A 20,488-nucleotide genomic window follows, 5' to 3' on the forward strand; every position below is an offset into this window, starting at 1 on the left:
CACACCCCCGCCACGCGGCAGGGATCAGATCATCTTACCGTTCAGTAAGATTCAGCGGTAACCAGCCGCCCGCAACGCGGCGAGGACCTCCGATCGAGACCCACCTCCGAAGCGCCGGCGAATACGGGCGACGTGATGCTCGACGGTCTTGGCCGAGATGAACAACCGAGCGCCGATCTCGGCGTACGTGCAGCCGGCGAGAAGCTCGTGGGCCACCTGCGCCTCACGATCGGTCAACGGCCCCGATGGTGGGCTGAGCTGCGGGGATGGCGCTTCGGCGCTCGTCAGACGCGGGCTCGACAGGTCGGGTGCGGCGGTGTCGGCGCACAGACGGGCGGCGTCCGTCGGTGCGCCGATGGCGACCAGTCCGGCGCGGGCCTGCACCACCCGCGGATCGTCGATCGGTGTTGCGGCGAAGGCCAGATCGTGCACGACACGCGCGGCCGCCGCCAGGGTCGCGGTGCGCTCGTCGCCGGGATTCGCCGACAGTGCCGTCTCGAGCCGGGCGAGCCGGTCCTCGGTGCCCATCCGGTCGCCGGCGGCGGCGCACGCGCGGATCGCGTACCAGTTCCACGTCACCGCCCAACCGCTCATGGTTCCGATTCCGGCGACGACCTCGTCGAATGCGGCGACCTGACCCCGTACGCGCGCCTGTTCGCCCGCTGCGGCGAGTGACAGCCACAACTCGCCGAGGGTGAGGGTGTCGGCGAGCCCGAACTCGACGGCGGCCGCCGCACGCAGTGTCTGTCCGCAGCCGCCGGGAGTCGGCAGCGGGCCGAGCGCGGCGACCTCCGCACGCACCCGATCGGCGGGCGTGGGCGTGACCGGCGCAAGCGTCGGCGCGCCCGCCGCGGTGTGCGGATCGAGCAGCAGCGCAATCCACCGCAGGGCGAGATCACGGCGGTCGGCGTCGAAGACCTCGTCGGCCACCACCCGGGCGGCGAGGACATCCCCGGATTGCACGGCGAGCATCAGCGCGGGCCACGCGATGTCGTCACGATCGGTCAACATCGGCAGCGCCCGCAGCAGTCCGTCGAGCGTAGCGCCGCCGATCGGCTCACCGAACAGGGCTCGCAGCGCGTCGCGTTGCGCCGTGCGCGCGGCCGTCGGCGCCGCACCGGTATCGGTCAGGTAGTGGGCGGCGGCGTCGCGATCCCCGACGTCGAGCAAGGCGCGGACCGCCGTGATCGGTTGCGTCGCAGCATACTTAGGGCCCAGCCAGCGAATGAGGTCGGCGGCGTGCGACGGCCGGCCGGCGGCGAGCGCGATCCGCGCCGCCAGAACGGTCGGGGCGACGTGCGTGACCGCGGGACTCGTTGCAGCTCCGATGATCTCGTCGACAATCTGTGATGCACGGTGGACCTCACCGGCGGCCAGCGCCAGATGTGCTCGGCGCATGGCGATCTCGGACGCATCACCACCGGCGCCTGCGGCCGCGGTCAGGAGCACCTCCGCCTCCGACGCCGACGCCCGGGCCGCCGCCTCGAGCAGCGCCGCACTCACCCGGGGCTCACGAATACCCAGTTCCGCTGCGGCCATCGCATCACCCGGCGAGATCGACCCGACTCCCATGCGGCGCACCACGCTCGCGCGCCGTACCTGCGCAACACGCCCCGGACCCAGCGTCTCCACCAGCGGCCCCTGAGCGGTCGGCACCAGGGTGTCGGCGCTCAGGAGCAGACCACTGCCCCGAGCCCGGTCGACCGCGGTGATCGCGCTCTGCTCGTCGATGTCGAGGACCTCGGCGACCACCGAGGTGTCGAGCCCGTTGCCCTCGACGGCGACGGCGAGGGCGCCGAGCACGGCGTCATCGAGATGCTCCAGGCGCCGCCGGTACGCCTTCCGTGCGAGCACCGCCGCCCTCTCGACGGGATTGAGCGGAGGCGAATCCGGATGTGCCGCACCGAACTCGGATGCCAGCGTCACGAGGATCTCGTCGATGAGGCCCGGTGCACCCGCGCACGTGCGTCGGATGTGGGAGGCCTGCGTCGGATCGAGGTCGACGCGCCGCAGCAGGGCACGATCGAGCACCCACGCGGTCGACACCGGAGTGCACACGCGAACTCCGCCACCCGGACGGGACCGTTGGATGAGACCGGTGATCATGGTGTCGCGCAACCTGTTCTCGGTCGCGGCGAGCACGGCGAGGTGACCGTCGTCGAGCGCCGAACGCAACCGGGCGATGCTCGCGACGGGCCAGGCATGGACGTCGTCGGCGACCACGACGGGCCGGCGACCGTGGGTGTCGGGCGTCTGCGCATCCCGTGGGATGCCGACGACGACCCGCGCACCGGCGGCACGCAGGCGTTCGGCGAGGCTCGTCAGCGCCCGCGACCGGCCGCTGCCGGGCGGACCGACCAGAACGGCGAGATCGAGACCGCAATCGTGGTGGCCGAGTTCGTCGACGACGCGGAGCGCCCAGGGATCGGAATCATCGGCGGGCAGAGGCGCCACGGCGGGGGCCGCGAGGCCCTCGCTCACGGGCACGCCGGAAGTCCGACGAGACCACAGGTGATCTGACCGACGCCACCGAGGACGTCGCCGGGCAACTGGCGCACCGCGCCACCGATTCCGCCACCCGAGCCACTGTTGCCGGAGCCGGAGCCGCCGGACGACGTACCACCGCCGGAGCCGTCGTCGGTGCCGCCGGTGTCGGTGTTCCCGGTGCCGCTACCGCTGCCCGTGCCCCCGTTTGTCGCGCCACCGTTGTCGGTACCCCCGTTGGAGGTCGACGGCTGCGGTGCCGCGGTGGACGCGGCCGGTTGACCGGGCTGCGCGCCGCTCGAGGCGGCCGGGGCACCGGCGGCCGTCGAGGTGGGCGCTCCGGTGGTGGCAGTGCGCCCGGCGGTTCCCGTCGTCGCGGCGGCACCGCCCGACCTCGACGTCGTCGGGCCACCGGCCGCGGCGGACGCCGCCGTCGATCGCGCGGGGGTCGATGCCCCGTGTGCTCCGCTGGGCACCGCACCCTCGGCCGGCGCGGGTGTCGCCGGCTTGGTCGAGCCGACGAGTCCGGTACCCACCGACAATCCGGCGGCAGTGAACACCGCGATGACCGCCACACCGAGCGCGACCAGAACACCGCGCTTGCGATTGGAGAGGCGTTGCGCCGGAGCACTTTCGGAGACCGGTGCCGGTTCGACGGCGTGGATCGGGGCGGGTGCGGGCAGGGGCGCGGCCGCGGCAAGCAGCGCGGTGGCGTCGTCGGGGCCACCGGCAGCGGCAAGACGGTCCGCAGCAAGACAGTCTGCGGAGATCAACGCCGCGCCCACCGCGGCGGCGCCCGACGGATCGGGGTCGAGGATCACCGGGATGTGCAGTGCAGATTCGAGCAGTTCGGAGACGATGGGGACCGACGAGCCGCCGCCGACCGCGACGATCGCCGCCACCCGACGCGGATTGACGCCCGCGGCGGCGAGCGCGTCGCGCACGAGGCTCACCGATTCCAGCACCGGCCCACGCACCAGCTCGTCGACGTCCTCCCGCACGAGCCGGGCCTGCGTGCGATGCTCTCCGACCGAGATGTCCACGGCGGTACCGGTATCCGTCGACAGCCGCTCCTTCGCGGTGCGGCAGCGCCCGCGGAGTTCGGTGAGGTCGGCGAGGATCGAGAGATTGTCGACGGAGGCGCCCAACGTGTGGCCGAGCCCGGTGGCCTCCAGGGTGTGATCGAGCAGTAGCCGGTCGATGTCGCGGCCGCTCACCAGCGTCGAGGTCAGCGGGCGCGTCAACGGTGTCGGATCGGTGCCGGCGGCGAGCACCGTCACCGTGGTGGCGGACGCACCGAAGTCGTAGACGACGACGGGATCACCGTCGGCGAAGGCCCCCGTGCTGTGTTCGGCGGCGGTCACCGCGGTCACCGCCGCACTCGTCCAGTCGCAGCGGTCCGCGGTGAGCCCGGTGGCCGCCTGCACCGCGCGGCCGACGTCGGCGATCACCGCCGGAGACCACCCGTCGGGGACCGCGAACGTCACATGCACGGTCTGGGGGTCCGCGCCGGTGGCATCGAGTATCTCGGTGAGCAGCCGATGGACGGCCTGCGCGTAGAGCGCCTCGGCGAACACCGGATCCCCTGCGGCGTCGACGAGACCGACCGGATCGCCGATGCGATGCAAGAAGTCGTCACGTCCGGCGAGCTCGACCGTCGGACGGGTGACGGTACCCGCCCAGCCGTCGGCGTACGCACCGACCGCGATCGAGAGGTCGGTGCCGATCTTGATGCCGATCGCCAACGCGGTCGCCGCCTCATGATCGCCCACACCCCCGGCCGGCTCGGGTGTCGCGTCATGCCGGATGTCGACGGTCATCGTCTCTCCTCAGTCTCCTCAACCGGCGTGGACGCGCCGGGTGACCCGCAGGTCACACTGCTCATCATGTCGCGACAGCCCGGCGTGTCGTTAGCCGACGGGGCAAAGATGGGGGATTTTCCCCGCATTGGTCACCCGGCGCATGGGCCGTAGGGGGAACACCCCCTCGCCGGGCGTGTCAGGGGGTGGCCGGGCAAGGGGGGATTTTTCCCCGATGTGCCGGCCCGGCGGTCGCCATAGCGTGGTCGTCATCCACCGCATGTCATTTGAGGAGACTTCCCATGAGCAGCAACAATGCCGTTCTCGACTTCATCCTGGGGCTGTTGCGCGACGACGAAGCCCTTGAGGGGTATTGCCGATCGCCGCAGACCGTGCTCGCCGCGGCCGGACTCAGTGGGGTCAGCCCGGCCGAGGTGGCCGCGGCGGCACCGTTGGTCGCCGGCGGCGGCACCGGTGGCGCGCTCGGCGCCATCGCCGGTGCAGGCGGCGCTGTGGGTGCAGGCGGCGCTGTGGGCGGCGGGGCGCTCGGCGGGCTGGGCATCGGCGGCGGGGCATTGGGCGGACTCGGTCTCGGCGGCGCAGCACTGGGCGGACTGGGCCTCGGCGGCGCAGCGCTGGGTGGTGTTGGGCTGGGTGGTCTCGGGCTGGGCGGTGTGAACGTCGGCGGATTCTCTCTCGGCTCCATCGACTTCGGCAGCGTCCTCGGCGGCATCGGGGTCGGCGGCGCCGATCTCTCCGGATTCGCCTTGACCGCAATCGATCTCGGCGGCATCGCCTTCGCCGAGCTGGACCTCGCCGGACAACTCGCGGTCGGACTCGCGGCGACCCTGGCCGCAGGCGTCGGCGCGGGCGGCGCAGTCGCCGGCCAACTGGGTGCCGCGCTCGGCGGCGCATTCGACCTGCTGCTCGGCGGTGACGCCCTGGTCGGGGGTGCACTCGGCAGCGGAGCCGAGATCGGCGGCCACCTGGCAACGACGCTGATCGGTGCGCTGGGCTTCGGCGGCGAGCTCGCCGCCCAACTGTCGTCCTCGCTCACCGCGGTGCTGTCCGTCGGTGCCGGTCTCGTGGGAGCAGGAAGTGCCGAACTCGGCGCCGTACTGTCGGCCGGGCTGACCGCGGGTGGCCAGATCGCCGGAGCGTTCGCCGCGTCGCTGGGCGCCACCCTCGGTGCCGCGCTCGGTGCGGGCGGAGCCCTCGGAGCCGACTTCGCGGCCGGACTGACCGCAGGCCTGGACGCCGCCACCGCACTCGGTGCGAGTCTCTCGGGTGTCCTGGACCTCGGTGCAGGCGCGTCGGCCGCGCTGGGCACCGCGCTGACCGGCACATTCGCCGCGGCAGGTGAGGTCGGTGCCGAACTGACCGGACTTCTCGACGCCGGCGCCGTCGCCTCCCTCGCCGGCGAGCTGACCACCACCCTGTCGGGTGCACTCGCGACCGGTCTGGCCGCCGGCGGTTCGGTGGCCGCCGGGCTCGGCGGTGCGCTGGGCGCCGCGCTGGCCGGCAGCGCAGCCGCTGCCGGTGGCATCGCGTTGACCGCGGGCGCCGGGGCCGGCACCGCGATGTCGGCGGCACTGACCGCGGCACTCGGGATCGGTGGCGCGGGCGGCGCCGGACTGACGGCCGCACTCGACTCCGCCCTTTCCGGCGGCATCTCCACGGCCCTGTCCGGTGGACTCGCGACGGCCCTCGACGCACACACCGACCTGGGCGCCGCTCTCGGAGCAAGCCTGACCTCGACCCTGGGCGCAGGCGGTGCCGTCGCCGGCGACCTCGGTGCCGCGTTGGGTGCCGCGCTCGCCGGCGGAATCGACGCCGACGGCACCGTGAGCGGCCTGCTCGCCACCGGCGCGGGCCTCGACACCGCGCTCGGCGCCACCCTGAACTCGACCCTCGGCGCCACGCTCGGCTCGGCGCTCGGCGCCTCCACCGCACTCGATCTCGGCGGCGCGCTGGCCGGGGTGCTCGACACCGCCGGGGTGGGCGGCGCGCAACTGTCGGCGTTGCTCGACGGTGGCCTCGCCGGGGGGCTGGCGACCGAACTCGGCGCCGTCGGCGGACTCGGCGGCGACCTCGCCGCCGCGCTCGGCGGGTCGCTCGGCGGGATGCTCGCCGCGGCCACCGGCATCGACGGAAGCCTCAGCGGCGCAACGCAAGCCACATTGGGGCAGGTCCTCGCGGCCGACCTGGGTACCGCTCTGGGCGTCGACGGGGCACTGATCGGGCAACTCGGGGGCGCCCTCGACGCAGCACTCGGTGATCAGCTCGCCGGTGGTGGACTGGTCGGGGGTGGGCTGATCGGGGGCCTCGACTCCGCGGCGCTCACCGCGACGACCGGTGAGCTGTCCGGCGCGCTGTCCTCCGCACTCGGCGGTGGCGGCGAGATCGGCTCCGCGCTCGGCGGATCGTTCGGGGCCGTCCTCGGTTCGGCCCTCGGCGGCGACCTCGGCGGCGCCGTCGCGGGCTCGCTCGTCGACGGCGCCGATCTCGGCACCGCTTTGACCTCGGCGCTCGGCGGCGCCTTGAACCTCGACACCGGCCAGGCCGGGTCGATCACCGCGGGCCTCACCTCGACACTCGAAGCCGGCGGCGGCATCGACCGGATCGTCGACGCCGACCTCGTCGCCGTCGCGCAGCCCGCCCTGACACTCGGCCAGAACGGCATCGTCGGCAGTGGTGTGATCTCCGCCGGCGGTGGCGCAGCCCTGCAGACCGCGGCGATCGCCGACGGCCTCGCCGGCGCCGGCTCGGACCTCACCGGCGGTCTGGGGCTCTCGACCGATCTGAACCACACGCCCGACCTCGGACTGGGACTGACGGGCACGTCCGACGCGGGCCACCACCTCGGCGCAACGGTGGACGGGGCGTTGGGCGGCAGCCTCGGCGCGCTCGGCGGCGCCGGACTCACCGGCGCGGGTATCGGCGAGTCGGGCATCGGCACCGGCACCGATCTGGGCACCGGGCCCACCAACGTCGGCAATGATCTGACCGGTGGTCTGGGCCTCGGTGGGGGCGGCGCGGCCGCCGGCGGGCTCGGTGGCGAGATCGGCTCGCACCTCGGTGGGCTGACCGGCGGTGACGCCGGCGGTTCGATCGACGGTCACGGCCTGGCCGGTACAGCACTCTCCGGCCTGCAGAACGCGACGACCACCGAGGGCACCGTCACCGAAAGCGGCCACGGCGCACTCGGATCGATCGCCCAGGTCGGCGCGAACGGTATCGGCCTGGGACCGGGCACCACCGATCCGGGCACCGCCGATCCGGGCTCGACCGATCTGACGGCCGGAGGTTTGGGGACCGGCGCAACCGATTCCGGCGCAACGGGTTCCGCGGCCGCGGACAACCCGCTCGGCCACACCCTCGACGCCACCACCCACGCGACCGGCGATCTCACCTCGGGCCTGTCCGGAGGACTCGAGAGCGGCCTCGGAGGTGGCTTGACCGGCGCCGATTCCGGCACCGAGTCCACGACCCCGCATCCCGATGCCGGACACGGCATCGGGGGCCACGAAGGACTTCTCGGCGGCTGACGACGTCCACCGTCGCGCGCGTGGCCTCACGGCTCGCGCCGCCGAGGAGATGGTGGTCGGTGATCTCCTCGGGGATCACCGACCACATCCCCCCTGCCCTTTCCCTGCCCGCGTGACCGGAGCCGCGGGCAGGGAAAGGGTCTTCGCTTTCTCACCGGGATGCCGCGACCCGAAGGCACCGGTCGGGCTACCGTGGGAGCACCATGTCGCACACATCCGCCGAACAACAGGTCATGTATCCGGCCGCGCCACAAGACAACACGCCGAATACTCCCGCGCCGCACGGCGCCGCGCCCGCTTCCTCCGATCTTCGCCCCACCGGATCGACGATCGCCGATCTCATCGGTCGGGTCGCGGCACTGGCGGCACAGACCCGGCGCGACGACCTGACCGCCCGCTTGCAGGGCGCCCACGCAAGACTCTCCGATCCCCGACTGCGCATCGTCGTCGTCGGCAACCTCAAACAGGGCAAGAGCCAGTTCGTCAACGCGTTGCTGAACCTGGGTGTGTGCGCGGTGGGCGACGACGAGAGCACCGCCGTGCCCACGCTGATCTCCCACGCCGAGCAGCCCGCCGCCCAGCTGGTGGTCGCCGGCACCGACCAGCCGATCCCGATCCCCTTCGACGAGGTCACCGCCGTCACCCCCTCCAGCACCCACACCCAGGGACGCGAGGTGATGCGACTGGAGATCACCGCGCCCGGACCACTGCTGGCCGACGGACTCGTCGTGATCGACACCCCGGGCGTCGGGGGCCACGGACATCCTTATGCCGCAACAACTCTCGGAATGGTCGCGGCCGCCGATGCGGTGTTCATGGTGACCGACGCCAGCCAGGAGTTCACCGCACCCGAGATGGCGTTTCTGCGTCAGGTGGTCGATCTGTGCCCGACCGTGGCCTGCCTGCTCACCAAGACCGACCTCTACTCGCACTGGCGTCGGATCGCCGACGCCGACCGCGGACACCTGCAGACCGCGGGCATCGACATCCCGCTGCTTCCCGTCTCGTCGACGATGCGCGCCCACGCCCTGCGTCTCGGCGACGAACAACTCAATGCCGAGGCGGGTTTCGCCAACCTCTATCGGTATCTCCGGGAAACCGTGGTGCCCTCGGCACGGCGGTCCGCGCGCACCGCGGCCGGCACCGACCTGCGGACCGTCTCCGAGCATCTGGCCCTGACCCTGGGCAGTGAGCTTGCGGCACTGAAGAATCCGGAGACCGCCGATCGTGCGGTGCGAGGTCTGCGCGAGGCCCGGGCCAAGGCCGAGGAACTGCGTCGGTCGTCCTCACACTGGCAGCAGACCCTCACCGACGGGATCTCCGACCTGGCCGCCGACATCGATCACGACCTGCGGGACCGGCTGCGGGCGGTGACCCGGGAGGCCGAGCGCGCCATCGACGACGGCGATCCAGAGAAGGACTGGGATCGGTTGTCGGAGTGGCTGATCGATCAGACCGCGACCGCGGTCGGCGACAATTTCGTGTGGGCGCATGAACGCTCGGTGTGGCTGGCCGAGCGGCTCGCGGAGCACTTCGCCGAGGCCGGCTACGCCGATCTGCCGGCCATCGACATCGCCGGTGTCGACGGCATCCTCGATTCCGTCACCGAGCTCAGCGCGCCCAACACGTCGTCGATGTCGATCACCCAGAAGGTGATCGTCGGGATGCGCGGCTCCTACGGCGGCGTGCTGATGTTCGGGTTGATCTCCACGATGATGGGTATGGCGCTGATCAATCCGGTGTCGGTGGGTGCGGGATTGTTGTTGGGCAGCAAGGCTTATCGCGACGACAAGCAGGCCCGGCTCGCCGATCGCCGCAACAAGGCCAAGGTGGTGGTGCGGTCGTTCACCGACGACGTCAGCTTCCAGGTCGGCAAGGAATCCCGCGACCGGTTGCGCACGATGCAGCGTATCCTGCGCGATCACTTCGCCGAGATCGCCGAACAGGCGGCCCGTTCGATCAACGAGTCGCTCAGCGCCGCGCAATCGGCGGCGGCACTGGAGGATTCCGAGCGCGCCACCCGGGTGGCGACGCTGGAGAGCGAGTTGTCGGCGGTGGCGGCGCTGCGTCGGGCGGCCGAGGAGATCACCGGAAACCAGATCACCGGACCGGCCGCCTGATGAGTCCCGCACCCGGCCGCACTCCCCAGGCTCCCGACCTCATCGCGGCCGCGCGCACGGCCATGGCCGGCGATCGACGCGCACTCGATCGAGTCGAGGAGTGTGAACGACAACTCCACGCGCCCTTGCGGATCGCGCTCACCGGCTCGCTGAAGGCGGGCAAGTCCACCCTGCTCAATGCCCTGGTCGGGCAGGACATCGCGCCGACCGACGCCACCGAGTGCACGCGGGTGGTCACCTGGTATCGCCGGGGCCGCACGGCGTCGGTCACCGCATGCGTCGATGACGGTGCCGCCGTTGCGGTTCCGGTGACCCGCATCGACGGCCGGCTCGGCTTCGACCTCGGGACCCTGACCGCTGATCGTCTCGATCGCATCGAGGTCACCTGGCCGACACGGGCGCTCGAGCATCGCGCGCTGGTCGACACCCCGGGGCTGGCGTCGTTGTCGTCGGACCTGTCGGCGTCGACCGAACGTCTCCTCGCACCCGAGGACGGGCGACCTCGGGTGGATGCGGTCGTCTATCTGCTGCGCACGCTCACCGCCGCCGATTCCGCCATGCTGCGGCGGATCACGGCGGCCATGGGCTCCTCGGCCGGTCCGCTCGGGGTCGTCGGGGTGGTCTCCCGGGCCGACGAACTCGGCGCCGGGCGGGTGGATGCGATGCTGTCGGCGCAGGAGATCGCCGCACGTCTGACCGGCGAACTCACCCGCAGCGGCCTGTGTCACTCGGTCCTCCCGGTGTCGGGGCTGCTGGCGTTGGGGGCACAGACGCTGCGGGAGAGGGAGTTCCGGGCGCTGCTCGCACTGGCCTCGGTGTCCGCCGACGATCTGGAGTCAGCGCTGCTGAGCATGGACCGATTCACCCGCCCGGACATCCTGCCCACCGTCGACCCGCAGGCCCGGCAAGCCCTGGCCGACCGGCTGGGCGTCTTCGGCATCCGACTGGCGGTGACGTTGATCCGATTCGGGACGACGACGTCGTCGGCACTGTCGGCGGAGTTGCTGGCGCGCAGCGGTCTCTCGGACCTCAGCTCCCTGATCACCGTGCAATTCGGTCAGCGGGCCTGGCAGCTCAAGTCGCATTCGGCTCTGCGGACCCTCGACGGAATCCTCGCCGGAAGCCCGGAACCCGCGGCAGCCCAACTGCGTTCGTCGGTGCGACGTGCGCTCGCCGACACCCACGGCTTCCGCGAGCTGCGGTTGATCGGCGCCGTGCGGGCCGGACGAATCGGTCTGCCCGCCGAGACACTCGACGAGTTGAGCCGACTCGTCGGCGACCGGGGCGTGTATCCGTCTGTGCGCCTCGGACTTGCGCACGACGCCACCCCGAATGAGGTGCGCGGCGCGGCGATCGCCGCGGTCGGCAGGTGGCGTACCCGAGCGGCACATCCGCTGGCCGATCCGCAGGTCGTCGACGCGGCCACGGTGGCGGTGCGCAGCGCCGAGGGCATCCTCGCCGAACTCGGACGGCCGGACCCGTCGACCGGCCCGCCCATCAGCCGGGCCACCGGTGCGACCCTCAGCGCAGGGTCGCACCGCCGTCCGGAATGAGGGCCAGCACACCCGCGAGAACTCCGGCGAGCGCCGCCGCCGACGGCAGATAGCGCGACACCCACACCATCGGCAGGACCGTATCGGTATCGGCGGGCAGCGAATTCGTCGTCAGGATCCACGCGACCGCCAGCGCCGTCACGAGCGCCGCCGAGCCGAGCAGCACGGGCCGAGCCGCTGCCGCACCCTGACGCACGAGCAGCGCACCGAGGACCGCCGCGACGACGGCCAGCACCGCGACACCCGCGGCGACCAGCAGCGCGATGGACACGGTGGTGGAGACATCGGCGGCACTCGCGCCCTGATTGTCGGCCGCGAGCTCGGCACGCAGAGCAGTCGTCAACGCGTCACGCGACATCAGCACCACCACCGCGGCGACGACCAGCAGGACCACCTCGAGCACCGCGAACCCGACGGCCAGATGTGTGCGACGCGTGCGCACGACCGGAGGCTGCGCCAACGGGGTGACGGCAACGCGCGGACGTGGTGGCGGTGGCCGATGCGGCGGGTGGGGATCACTCATGCGGGTTCACCCCGCTTTCCTCCGGCGGTCATCAGCACCGCAGTTGTCCCTTCGCCTTGAGGATGCGCACGACCGACTCGTCGACGCGCGACTGGCGCAGTTGCCCGGAACGAACCGCGGACTCGAGGCTGTCGAGGACGGCGGTCACCTTGTCGGTGGTGATCCACAGGGCGATGTCGCCGCCGGCGACGAGGAAGCGCTGCACCGCCTGCGGCAGCGGATACCGCTGGGTGATGGCACCCATCCCCGACAGGTCGTCGGAGAAGACGACGCCGTCGAAGGCCGGGCCGCCGTAGGGCTGCCCGGTCCGCAGCATGCGCATGGCGTTGACGCTCAGGCTGGCCGGTGTGTCGCCGACGGTGAGTCCGGGCACGATCAGATGCCCGACCATCACCGCCGCGTTTCCCGGATTCGCCAGCAGCGTCTGGTAGGGGACGAGATCGCTGCGCTCGAGTTGCGTGAGCGGCGGCGTACGCACGACACCGAGGTGGGAGTCGCCCGAACCGTGCCCGTGCCCCGGGAAGTGTTTGAACACCGGCATCACGCCGGCGGATTGAAGTCCCTCGGCGAACGCCTGGGCGTATCGGGCCACCGTGGCCGGGTCGTCGGAGAACGAGCGGTCACCGATGACCGCGTCGTCGGGTTCGTCGCTGACGTCGGCGTCGGGGGCGAAGTCCACGGTGATACCCAACGCCCGCATCTTCTTGCCCTCACTCGCCGCGAGGGCACGGACCTGCTCGGGTGTCTTGGTGCGCGCGAGTTCACGCGCCGACGGGCTGTCGATACCGAGCGAGGACAACCGGGAGACACGGCCGCCTTCCTGGTCGACGCTGACCATCAACGGGATCGACGAGGCAGCGGTGACCTTCTCGAGGGCGCCCTGGTCGGTGAGGATCGATTTGTCGGTCCAACTGCCGATGAAGATGCCGCCCACCGGCTCTCGCTTGACCAACGACAGCGCGTCGTCGGTTCCGGTCACGCCGACGACGATCGACTGACCCAACTTCTGTCGCAGCGACATTTTCGCCAGCGTCGCCGCACCGCAACCGACGGGCGCGGCGGCACTCGTCGACGCGGGCGGGGACGACCGCGTCGACGCCGACGAGGACGCGCTCGACGATGTCGGCGCGGCCGACGAGGAGGAATCGGTGCCGCAGCCAACCACGGCGATACTGGTCACCGCCACCAGCGCGATCAGGTCACGAACCTGGCGAAAACGGCGTCGTCGAGTTGGGCCCATGGCACGAGTGTTGCATGTACCCTTGGGCAATGGACTCTCGACACCGGGAGCAGGGCGCGCGGATCGACTCCGCCCCGGCTGAGTCCGTGTCCGGCTCCGGTCCGGTTCCCCAGTCGGTGATGATCGCGTTCGACGGCGGCGCCAACTCCGAACGGGCCATCACCTACGCCGCCCACTTCCTGCGGGCGACGACAGCGCACGTGGTCACGGCCTGGCAGCCGGGCACGCTCAATCCGGCCCGGCTGTCGAGTCTCTCGGCCGGCATCCAGCCCTTCGTCGACACCTCTCCGCTCGAACTCGACGTCGATGATGCCCTGCGCACGGAGGCCGCCGAGACCAACACGCGTGGCGTCGAGATGGCGCGGAACGCGGGCCTCGAGGCGACCGGAACGCTGGTGGAGGTGGAGTCGACGGTGTGGGGTGCCCTGGTCGCCGCCGCCGATGCCCTCGACGTCGACCTGTTGGTGACGGGCACCCGCGGCGACTCCGGACTCAAGGCGCTCCTGCGATCCAATGTGGCCTGCCGCGTGCTGAAGCACTGCCACCGACCGGTGTTCATCGTTCCGGCCAAGTGCGACAAGCAATTTCCGGTGACACCGTGATCCCAGGTGACACCGTGATCCCCGCGGCGTCTTGCGCTCACGCGCCGGTGGTGCCATCCTTGACAGTCATGACTACCGGAAAGGCGGCCACCGCCTCCCTCGCGTGAGCCCCGTGCCGTTCCACCCAGCCGGCATCGATCGCCGGAAGATACTCTCCAGCAATCATTTTCCACCAACACCACCAGGTGACTCGGAGTCGTCGGCGATCGCCGACCACCTGATCCACACCCGCGAGGCCTGGCTCGAGCACGGACTCGACACCCGGCGGGCCGATCGCACCACCACCGAAGCCGCGATCTCCGATCTCTACCGGATCGCCAAACACCCTCCCCCACAATTCATCTGGGAGAGTTCGCCGCACGCAGCAGTGCGGTCCATCCGGACCGAGAAGCTCGACACCACGACAGCTCCCGGACGTGACGACGCCTCCAATCGGATCGCCGCGATGCTCACACGCTCACGCGACGCCGTCGAGAAGCGTCTCGATCGGCTGACGCCGACCTTTCCGAATCCGCACGTGAGCCCCGGACGCACACAGACCCTGAGCCCGGCGGAGGCACTCGAGAGCGGGACCGACGTCGTCGACGTCATCCGGGAAACCATCCGGGACTCGTTGCGCACCAGCCTCTTCGACAACATCGGCCGTCCGATCAAGTCGACGCTGCCGGTGATGCCCGGCGTCGGCACGTGGTTCGGTCAGCATGAGGCGCATCGCAGCGCGTTCGGGCTCGTCGTCCACCGATGGGGGTTGGTGCGGCTGCCGCCGGGCGAGGTCGAACTCCTCGAGATCACCACGGCCCTAGCCGTTTCCGCCGGGTGGTGGTGGGCATTCGACGACGTCTGCGTCCTTGCCGAACGGCCCGTATCGGTGCGTACCGAACCCATCCCGCACAGCCCGCACGGCACACGGCGGCTGCATTCCGACGACGGTCGCGCCGTCGCCTACGCCGACGGCTGTGCCGTCCACGCCATTCACGGAACGATCGTGCCGCAGTGGGTGATCGACGATCCGACACCCGAACGCATCGCCGCCGAACGCAACATCGAGATCCGCCGCACCGCGATCGAACGCATCGGCTGGGATCAATGGATCGACGACGCCGGGATGCAGCTGATCGACGAGTCCGACGATCCCGGTAACGAGGCGGCCACTCTCACGCTGTACGCCAGCCCACGGCAATGGCGGACCAATCAACGAATCCTGTTGGTGACCAACGGCTCCCGGGAACGCGACGGCCGACGCCGACGCTACGGCATCCACGTGCCCGGCTGGGTGCCCACCGCGCTGACCGCCGCGGCCTGGACCTACGGTCTCGACGCCGCCGACTACGCCCAACTCGTCCGCCGAACCTGAGGCGCATCCCGCCTACCACCGCACCGGAACACACCACCGCATCAGAACACACGGGAGACACACACATGATTTCACCGGCATCGGCCACCACCACCCTCGCCGAACTCACCGAGCAGAGTGGTCTCGGCGTCCTCGATCACCTCGACACCGCACTCACCATCCCGGTCACCGCAGGGCTGCAGGCGCAGGGCGACCTCCTCGTGGTCCCGTGGCGCATGGTCGCCGCCGCCGAGGCGCGGTCGGGGGCGTCGATGACGCCCACACCGGTGCCGCCGACAGGCATCGAGATCCTCCGTAGCGCCGGCGGCGGCAACCCGCACACCCTGCTCGCCGACGGGGAGTGCACCTGGACCGGGCGATGGTTCGTCGATGGCGACGGCTTGACCCTCGGCGTCGTCGACGCATCGTCGGTTGCCTATCTGCTGCATCCCGAGCACGGCGCGAGCGGGATCGCCCCCGGCCGGTACGTCATCCGCCGCCAACGCGAGGCGGCCGACGAGCTCTACGGACTCGCCTGGCCGTTCAGCCGATTCAGTCGCTTGGACGGGTCCCGGCTGGTTGCCGACTGAACGCGGGCACGGCGAGGCGCCCGCGCACTCACGCGAGCGCTCTGCGCGCCGATGGTAGTTTGGCCACCATGCGCAACAACCGCCTGATCGCCGGAGCCGTCGCCGGAGTTGCCGGCATCCTGGTCGGACTCGGCGCGGTGCTCCTCGGCGGGGTCCTGTCGGCGCAGACGAGCCCGTCGACGGACCTGAACAACATCACTCCGAACAGCGGCTTCGTGCAGGGCTCGGTGGACTACGGATCACGGGGTGGCTCCGGCGACAGCCAGTGAGTTCGAGCGACCCGGCCGCAGTGAGCTCGAGCGACCCGGCCGCAGTGAGCTCGAGCGACCCGGCCGCGCAGCGCACGCTCGACCGCCGCGGTGTGGCCGTCGCCGCGCTGGTCGCGCTGGTCGTCTCGTTCCTGCAGTCGCCCGGCCTGACCGCCGCCGACACCAAACTCGACCTCACCGCCAACCCGCTCGGCTTCCTCGCGCGCGCGGTGCACCTCTGGACGCCGCAGGCACCGCTGGGCCAGGTGCAGAACCAGGCCTACGGCTACTTCTTCCCGCACGGGGCGTTCTACGCGGCCGGTGAGCTGATCGGTCTTGCGCCGTGGGTGACCCAGCGGCTGTGGTGGGCGGTGCTCCTGTTCGTCGGCTTCGTCGGTCTCGTCCGTCTCGCCGAGGCGCTGGCGGTGGGATCGATGGGCTCACGTCTGCTGGCCGGCGCGATCTTCGTGTTGTCGCCGCGGGTGTTGACGACGATCGGCTCCATTTCGTCGGAAACACTGCCGATGATGCTGGCCCCCTGGGTGCTGCTGCCGGTGGTACATGCGCTGGATCGCCGCGACGACACGCCCGTGTGGCGGCACGCGATGCGCTCGGCGGTGGCCGTCGCGCTGATGGGCGCGGTCAACGCGGTCGCCACGCTCGCGGCATTGGGCGTCGCGGTCGTGTGGTTTCTGCTGTGCGTACGCACCGACGTGCGCCGGTGGTGGCGCTTCGGGGTTGCCTGGGCGGCCGGGCTGGCACTGGGGTGCGCGTGGTGGATCGTGCCACTGCTCATCCTGTCGCGGGTGTCGCCGCCGTTCCTGGATTTCATCGAATCCTCGCGGGTGACCACCGAGTGGACGTCGCTGACCGAGGTACTGCGCGGCACGAGCTCATGGACGCCGTTCATCTCCACCGAACGCGTGGCGGGCGCCGTGCTGGTGACCCAGCCCGCCGCGGTTCTGGCGACCGGCACCCTGGCCGCCGCCGGATTGGCCGGATTGTGCATGCGGCACATGCCGTATCGGCGACGCTGGATCGCGATCCTGACGATTGGGCTGCTGCTCATGTGCACCGGATACGCGGGCGGGCTCGGGTCACCGATCGCCGAGCCGGTCCGGGTGTTCCTCGACGGCCCGGGCGCATTCCTGCGCAACGTCCACAAGTTCGAGCCGTTCGTCCGGCTGCCGTTGGTGCTCGGTGTCGCACACCTGTTGGCGCGCGTTCCGCTGCCGGGGTCGGCGCCCGCCCGAGAGTGGTTGGGGGCGTTCGCACATCCGCAACGATCACGGCCGGTGGCCGCGGCGCTGGTCGTCCTCGTCGCCGCGGCCGGCGCCGGCTCGCTGATGTGGACCGGCCAACTCGCCCCCGACGGCGCGTATCGCGCCATCCCGGACTACTGGACACAGACCGCGTCGTGGCTCGGTGCGCACGCCCACGACGGTGTATCCCAGGGCGGTGTCTCCCCGAACGGCGTCGAACAACGGGCGCTTGTCGTTCCGGGCGCACCATCGGCCGACCAGTTGTGGGGATTGACGCGTGACGAGCCACTGCAACCACTTGCCGACTCCCCGTGGGCCATCCGTGACGCGATCCCGCTGACGCCGCCGGGGGCGATCCGGGCTCTCGACTCGGTTCAGCGCGATCTGGCCGACGGGCGGGCATCGCCGGGGCTCGCTGCGACACTGTCCGATCAGGGGATCGGCTTCGTCGTGTTACGCGCCGACCTCGACCCCGACACCTCGCGGTCGGCGCGTCCGCTGCTGGCCCAGCACGCCCTCGACGGGTCACCCGGCCTGACCCGCGCCGCGTCGTTCGGTCCGCTGGTGAGCCAACCCAGCGCCAAGGGTGTGGTGCGCGACAACGGTTTACGCCCACCGATGCGCGCAATCCAGATCTACCGGGTCGACGCGGCGGGCGGAACGGGTCCGTTGCTGACCGATGCCGCGTCGATGCCGCGTGTCGCCGGAGGTCCCGAAGCGCTTGCCGCACTGGCGGATCTGCGGGCACGGTTGGGTGAACCACCTGCCGGCCCCACACTGATGCAGGCTGACGCACAACGCGCAGACCTGCCGTCGGCGCCGGTGATCCTCACCGACACCCCGGCCGACCGCGAGACCGATTTCGGCCGCGTCGACGACCACAGCTCGGCGATCCGTGCGCCCGGCGATCCGCGCCGGACGCAGAACGCGGCGCCGGATTATCCCGTTGCCGGACAACCACTCACCGAAGGGCAGTGGCTTCTCGACAACCAGCCGGACGGGGTGCGGGTCTCGACGTCGGGGTCGGCGGCCGATGCCACCCAGCCCGGGCAGACCTCACCGGCGAACTCCGCGGCCGCCGCCTTCGACGGCGATCCCTCCACGGCGTGGGCGTCGGCGGGTCTCACCTCGGCGGTCGGACAGTGGATGCGCCTCGACTTCGACCGTCCGCGAAGCGATCTCGCCCTGCGACTGACAACAGCGAAGGCACTCGGCCCGGACGTCTCGTCGATCGTGGTGACCACCGAGGCCGGGTCGACCATGGTCTCCGGTCTCCAACCCGGCAAGCCCGTGACGGTCACCGCACCGAGCGGACCGACCCGGTGGGTGCAGATCCGCGCCTCGGCCACCGACGACGGCAGCGCCGGAAACCAGTTCGCGCTCGGCGAGGTCGGGGTCATCGATCTGGCGTCCGGGCTGCCGCTGACCATCCGCCACCGCGTCGTCCTACCCCGGGTTGCACCGGGTACACCGGTGGCGGGATGGCTTCTCACCCAAGAACTCTCCGGGCGCTCCACGTGTGTGAACCAACCCGGTGGCCCGGACGACGACTCACCCGCGGCGCGGGTGCTGTGTGCGTCGGGTCTGGGGTTGAGTCCCGAGACACCGGGGGTGATGACGCGCGCGCTCTCGGTCCCCGACGGCGTCGACGTCACGCCCGCGGTGGTGCTGCGACCCACACCCGGGGACGGACTCGACGCGTTGCTGCGCACGCCGGCAACGGTGCGGGCGACCGGGGCGTCAGAGGTCAACGATCCGCGCGGGTCGAGCCAGGCCGCCGTCGATGGCGACCCCGGAACCGTATGGACCGCAGCCGAACCCACCAAGAAGGGCGACAAACCCACTCTGACCCTGACGCTGCCGGCACCGCAGGAAGTGCAGAGTCTGCGGATCCTCGCGCCCGCCGGCGGCTATCCGGCCGCGCCGACCGAGGTGGCGGTGGATCTCGGGACCGGCCCCCAACGGGTCCACGTCGGCGCCGACGGCGTCGTCGGTCTGCGGCCGGCGGTCACCGATCGCATCACCCTCACGATGCTCGACCGCACCGACCTCCTCGACGTCAACAGTCTCGGATTCGCCAGTCGCGCACCGGTCGGCATCGCCGACATCACGATCTCCCCCGCCCCGCCCACCGCGCCACCACTGAGCAGGCCCATCGACATCGGCTGCGATGCAGGCATCGGGATCACGGTGTCGGGTCAGGTCATCGGCCTGTCGGTACACACCACCGCCGCCGCGTTGCGTGACGGGGAGCCGGTGGTGGCCCGCCCGTGCTCATCGGCGCCGATCCGTCTGCCCGCGGGCGAGCAGGAGTTGTCGGTGAATCCGGGGCGGGCGTTCACCGTCGACACCACCTGGTTGGGCAACACCGCGATGCCCGGTGCGACGGCCGCCGGTGCCGTGACCCGTCCGAAGGTCGAGCAGTGGCAGTCGACTGCGCGCAGCGTGCACGTCGATGCTGCGCCGACCGCCCGGATTCTGTCGGTGCCGGAGAGCGCCAATCCCGGATGGGTGGCCGAATTGGGCGGTCGTACACTCGATCCCGTCGTCGTCGACGGCTGGCAGCAGGGGTGGCAGGTTCCGGCCGGCGCATCCGGCACGGTGACGTTGAAGTTCCGGTGGGACAGCGTCTACCGATGGTCGCTGATCGTCGGATTCGTGTTGCTCGCAGTACTTTTCGCAGCAGCGTTCCTCCCGTGGCGACAACGGGCCGGCCTGCCCCCCGCTCCGGTTCCCGTTGCGCCGGTGGGCGGTACGGCGGTGGGCGGTACGGCGGTGGCCTGCGTCGGTGCGCTCGGTTGGCTGGCCGCGTCGTGGCTGTTCGCCGGATGGTGGGCGGTGCTGATCAGCGTGGTCGCCGGGGCGGCGGTCGTACTCGCCCGGTCGCGGGTGATCGTGGTCGCCTGCTTCGTCGCGATGATGCTCGCCACGGTGGGATTGGCGTCGGGGCCCTGGCATGCGACGACCGGGTACCACGGCTTCTCGTGGTGGGTTCAGTTGCCGGCGTTCGTCGCGGTGTCGCTGGTGATCTCCTCGGCGATGCCGGCCTCGGTACGGCGTTGGTTCTCGCGGCTGCGCGCCCGCCGCGCGCTTTCGCGACGGCGCAACCAGTCCCGGGTCGGTTCCTCGACGAAGGCGTAGCTCGCCGCCGAGATCCCGATCGAGAGCACCGCGGTGAGGCACCAC

Annotated in this window: 12 protein-coding genes; 8 read left to right on the top strand and 4 right to left on the bottom strand. The window is 71.3% G+C overall.

The window, feature by feature from the left end:
* Window positions 1-51: 51 nt before the first annotated feature.
* Entirely contained in the window at window positions 52-2,487 is a 2,436-nt protein-coding gene (locus tag QNM97_RS20825) for a helix-turn-helix domain-containing protein (protein WP_283820134.1), read from the bottom strand.
* Complete coding sequence (locus QNM97_RS20830) at window positions 2,478-4,304, bottom strand: Hsp70 family protein (protein WP_283820135.1); 1,827 nt, start codon at window positions 4,302-4,304, stop codon at window positions 2,478-2,480. Before QNM97_RS20830 ends, QNM97_RS20825 begins: the two co-directional genes overlap by 10 nt.
* A 281-nt stretch (window positions 4,305-4,585) precedes the next feature.
* Between QNM97_RS20830 and QNM97_RS20835 the strand changes: the two genes are divergently transcribed.
* The 3 genes from QNM97_RS20835 (at window position 4,586) to QNM97_RS20845 (ending at window position 11,504) form a co-directional block, all read left to right on the top strand.
* Window positions 4,586-7,831, top strand: coding sequence for an IniB N-terminal domain-containing protein (locus QNM97_RS20835; protein WP_283820136.1), 3,246 nt, complete (start codon window positions 4,586-4,588; stop codon window positions 7,829-7,831).
* A gap of 203 nt (window positions 7,832-8,034) precedes the next feature.
* Window positions 8,035-9,951, top strand: a complete 1,917-nt coding sequence (locus tag QNM97_RS20840) for a dynamin family protein (RefSeq protein WP_283820137.1) — start codon at window positions 8,035-8,037, stop codon at window positions 9,949-9,951.
* Entirely contained in the window at window positions 9,951-11,504 is a 1,554-nt protein-coding gene (locus QNM97_RS20845; RefSeq protein WP_283820138.1) for a dynamin family protein, read from the top strand. The genes QNM97_RS20840 and QNM97_RS20845 overlap by 1 nt, the downstream gene beginning before the upstream one ends.
* On the opposite strand, the gene QNM97_RS20850 is transcribed toward QNM97_RS20845, so the two are convergent.
* Both QNM97_RS20850 and QNM97_RS20855 read right to left on the bottom strand, forming a co-directional pair.
* On the bottom strand, window positions 11,473-12,027 hold the full coding sequence (locus QNM97_RS20850) for a hypothetical protein (RefSeq protein WP_283820139.1): 555 nt from the start codon (window positions 12,025-12,027) through the stop codon (window positions 11,473-11,475). The genes QNM97_RS20845 and QNM97_RS20850 overlap by 32 nt on opposite strands.
* A gap of 31 nt (window positions 12,028-12,058) precedes the next feature.
* Complete coding sequence (locus tag QNM97_RS20855; RefSeq protein ID WP_283820140.1) at window positions 12,059-13,267, bottom strand: glycoside hydrolase family 3 N-terminal domain-containing protein; 1,209 nt, start codon at window positions 13,265-13,267, stop codon at window positions 12,059-12,061.
* 14 nt (window positions 13,268-13,281) lie between these two features.
* On the opposite strand from QNM97_RS20855, the gene QNM97_RS20860 reads away from it, so the two are divergent.
* The 5 genes from QNM97_RS20860 (at window position 13,282) to QNM97_RS20880 (ending at window position 20,443) form a co-directional block, all read left to right on the top strand.
* Window positions 13,282-13,869 carry a universal stress protein gene (locus tag QNM97_RS20860; RefSeq protein WP_283820141.1) on the top strand — a complete coding sequence of 196 codons (588 nt, stop codon included), beginning with the start codon at window positions 13,282-13,284 and terminating at the stop codon, window positions 13,867-13,869.
* Window positions 13,870-13,981: 112 nt separating this feature from the next.
* Entirely contained in the window at window positions 13,982-15,223 is a 1,242-nt protein-coding gene (locus tag QNM97_RS20865; RefSeq protein WP_283820142.1) for a DUF6745 domain-containing protein, read from the top strand.
* A 65-nt stretch (window positions 15,224-15,288) separates the two neighbouring features.
* Window positions 15,289-15,792: a DUF8820 family protein gene (locus tag QNM97_RS20870; protein WP_283820143.1), complete on the top strand. Its 504-nt coding sequence runs from the start codon at window positions 15,289-15,291 to the stop codon at window positions 15,790-15,792.
* Window positions 15,793-15,860: 68 nt separating this feature from the next.
* On the top strand, window positions 15,861-16,061 hold the full coding sequence (locus QNM97_RS20875; protein ID WP_283820144.1) for a DUF2613 domain-containing protein: 201 nt from the start codon (window positions 15,861-15,863) through the stop codon (window positions 16,059-16,061).
* A 44-nt stretch (window positions 16,062-16,105) separates the two neighbouring features.
* The gene (locus QNM97_RS20880) at window positions 16,106-20,443 is read left to right on the top strand and encodes an alpha-(1->3)-arabinofuranosyltransferase (RefSeq protein ID WP_283820145.1); all 4,338 of its coding nucleotides are present in this window, start codon (window positions 16,106-16,108) and stop codon (window positions 20,441-20,443) included.
* Window positions 20,444-20,488: the final 45 nt, after the last annotated feature.

The sequence above is a fragment of the Gordonia sp. L191 genome (assembly GCF_030077625.1).
GTDB lineage: Bacteria > Actinomycetota > Actinomycetes > Mycobacteriales > Mycobacteriaceae > Gordonia > Gordonia polyisoprenivorans_A.

Coding starts and splice junctions, on each gene's coding strand:
- QNM97_RS20830 (WP_283820135.1), bottom strand. CDS start 4,304: ATGACCGTCGACATCCGGCATGACGCGACACCCGAGCCGGCCGGGGGT.
- QNM97_RS20835 (WP_283820136.1), top strand. CDS start 4,586: ATGAGCAGCAACAATGCCGTTCTCGACTTCATCCTGGGGCTGTTGCGC.
- QNM97_RS20840 (WP_283820137.1), top strand. CDS start 8,035: ATGTCGCACACATCCGCCGAACAACAGGTCATGTATCCGGCCGCGCCA.
- QNM97_RS20845 (WP_283820138.1), top strand. CDS start 9,951: ATGAGTCCCGCACCCGGCCGCACTCCCCAGGCTCCCGACCTCATCGCG.
- QNM97_RS20850 (WP_283820139.1), bottom strand. CDS start 12,027: ATGAGTGATCCCCACCCGCCGCATCGGCCACCGCCACCACGTCCGCGC.
- QNM97_RS20855 (WP_283820140.1), bottom strand. CDS start 13,267: ATGGGCCCAACTCGACGACGCCGTTTTCGCCAGGTTCGTGACCTGATC.
- QNM97_RS20860 (WP_283820141.1), top strand. CDS start 13,282: ATGTACCCTTGGGCAATGGACTCTCGACACCGGGAGCAGGGCGCGCGG.
- QNM97_RS20870 (WP_283820143.1), top strand. CDS start 15,289: ATGATTTCACCGGCATCGGCCACCACCACCCTCGCCGAACTCACCGAG.
- QNM97_RS20875 (WP_283820144.1), top strand. CDS start 15,861: ATGCGCAACAACCGCCTGATCGCCGGAGCCGTCGCCGGAGTTGCCGGC.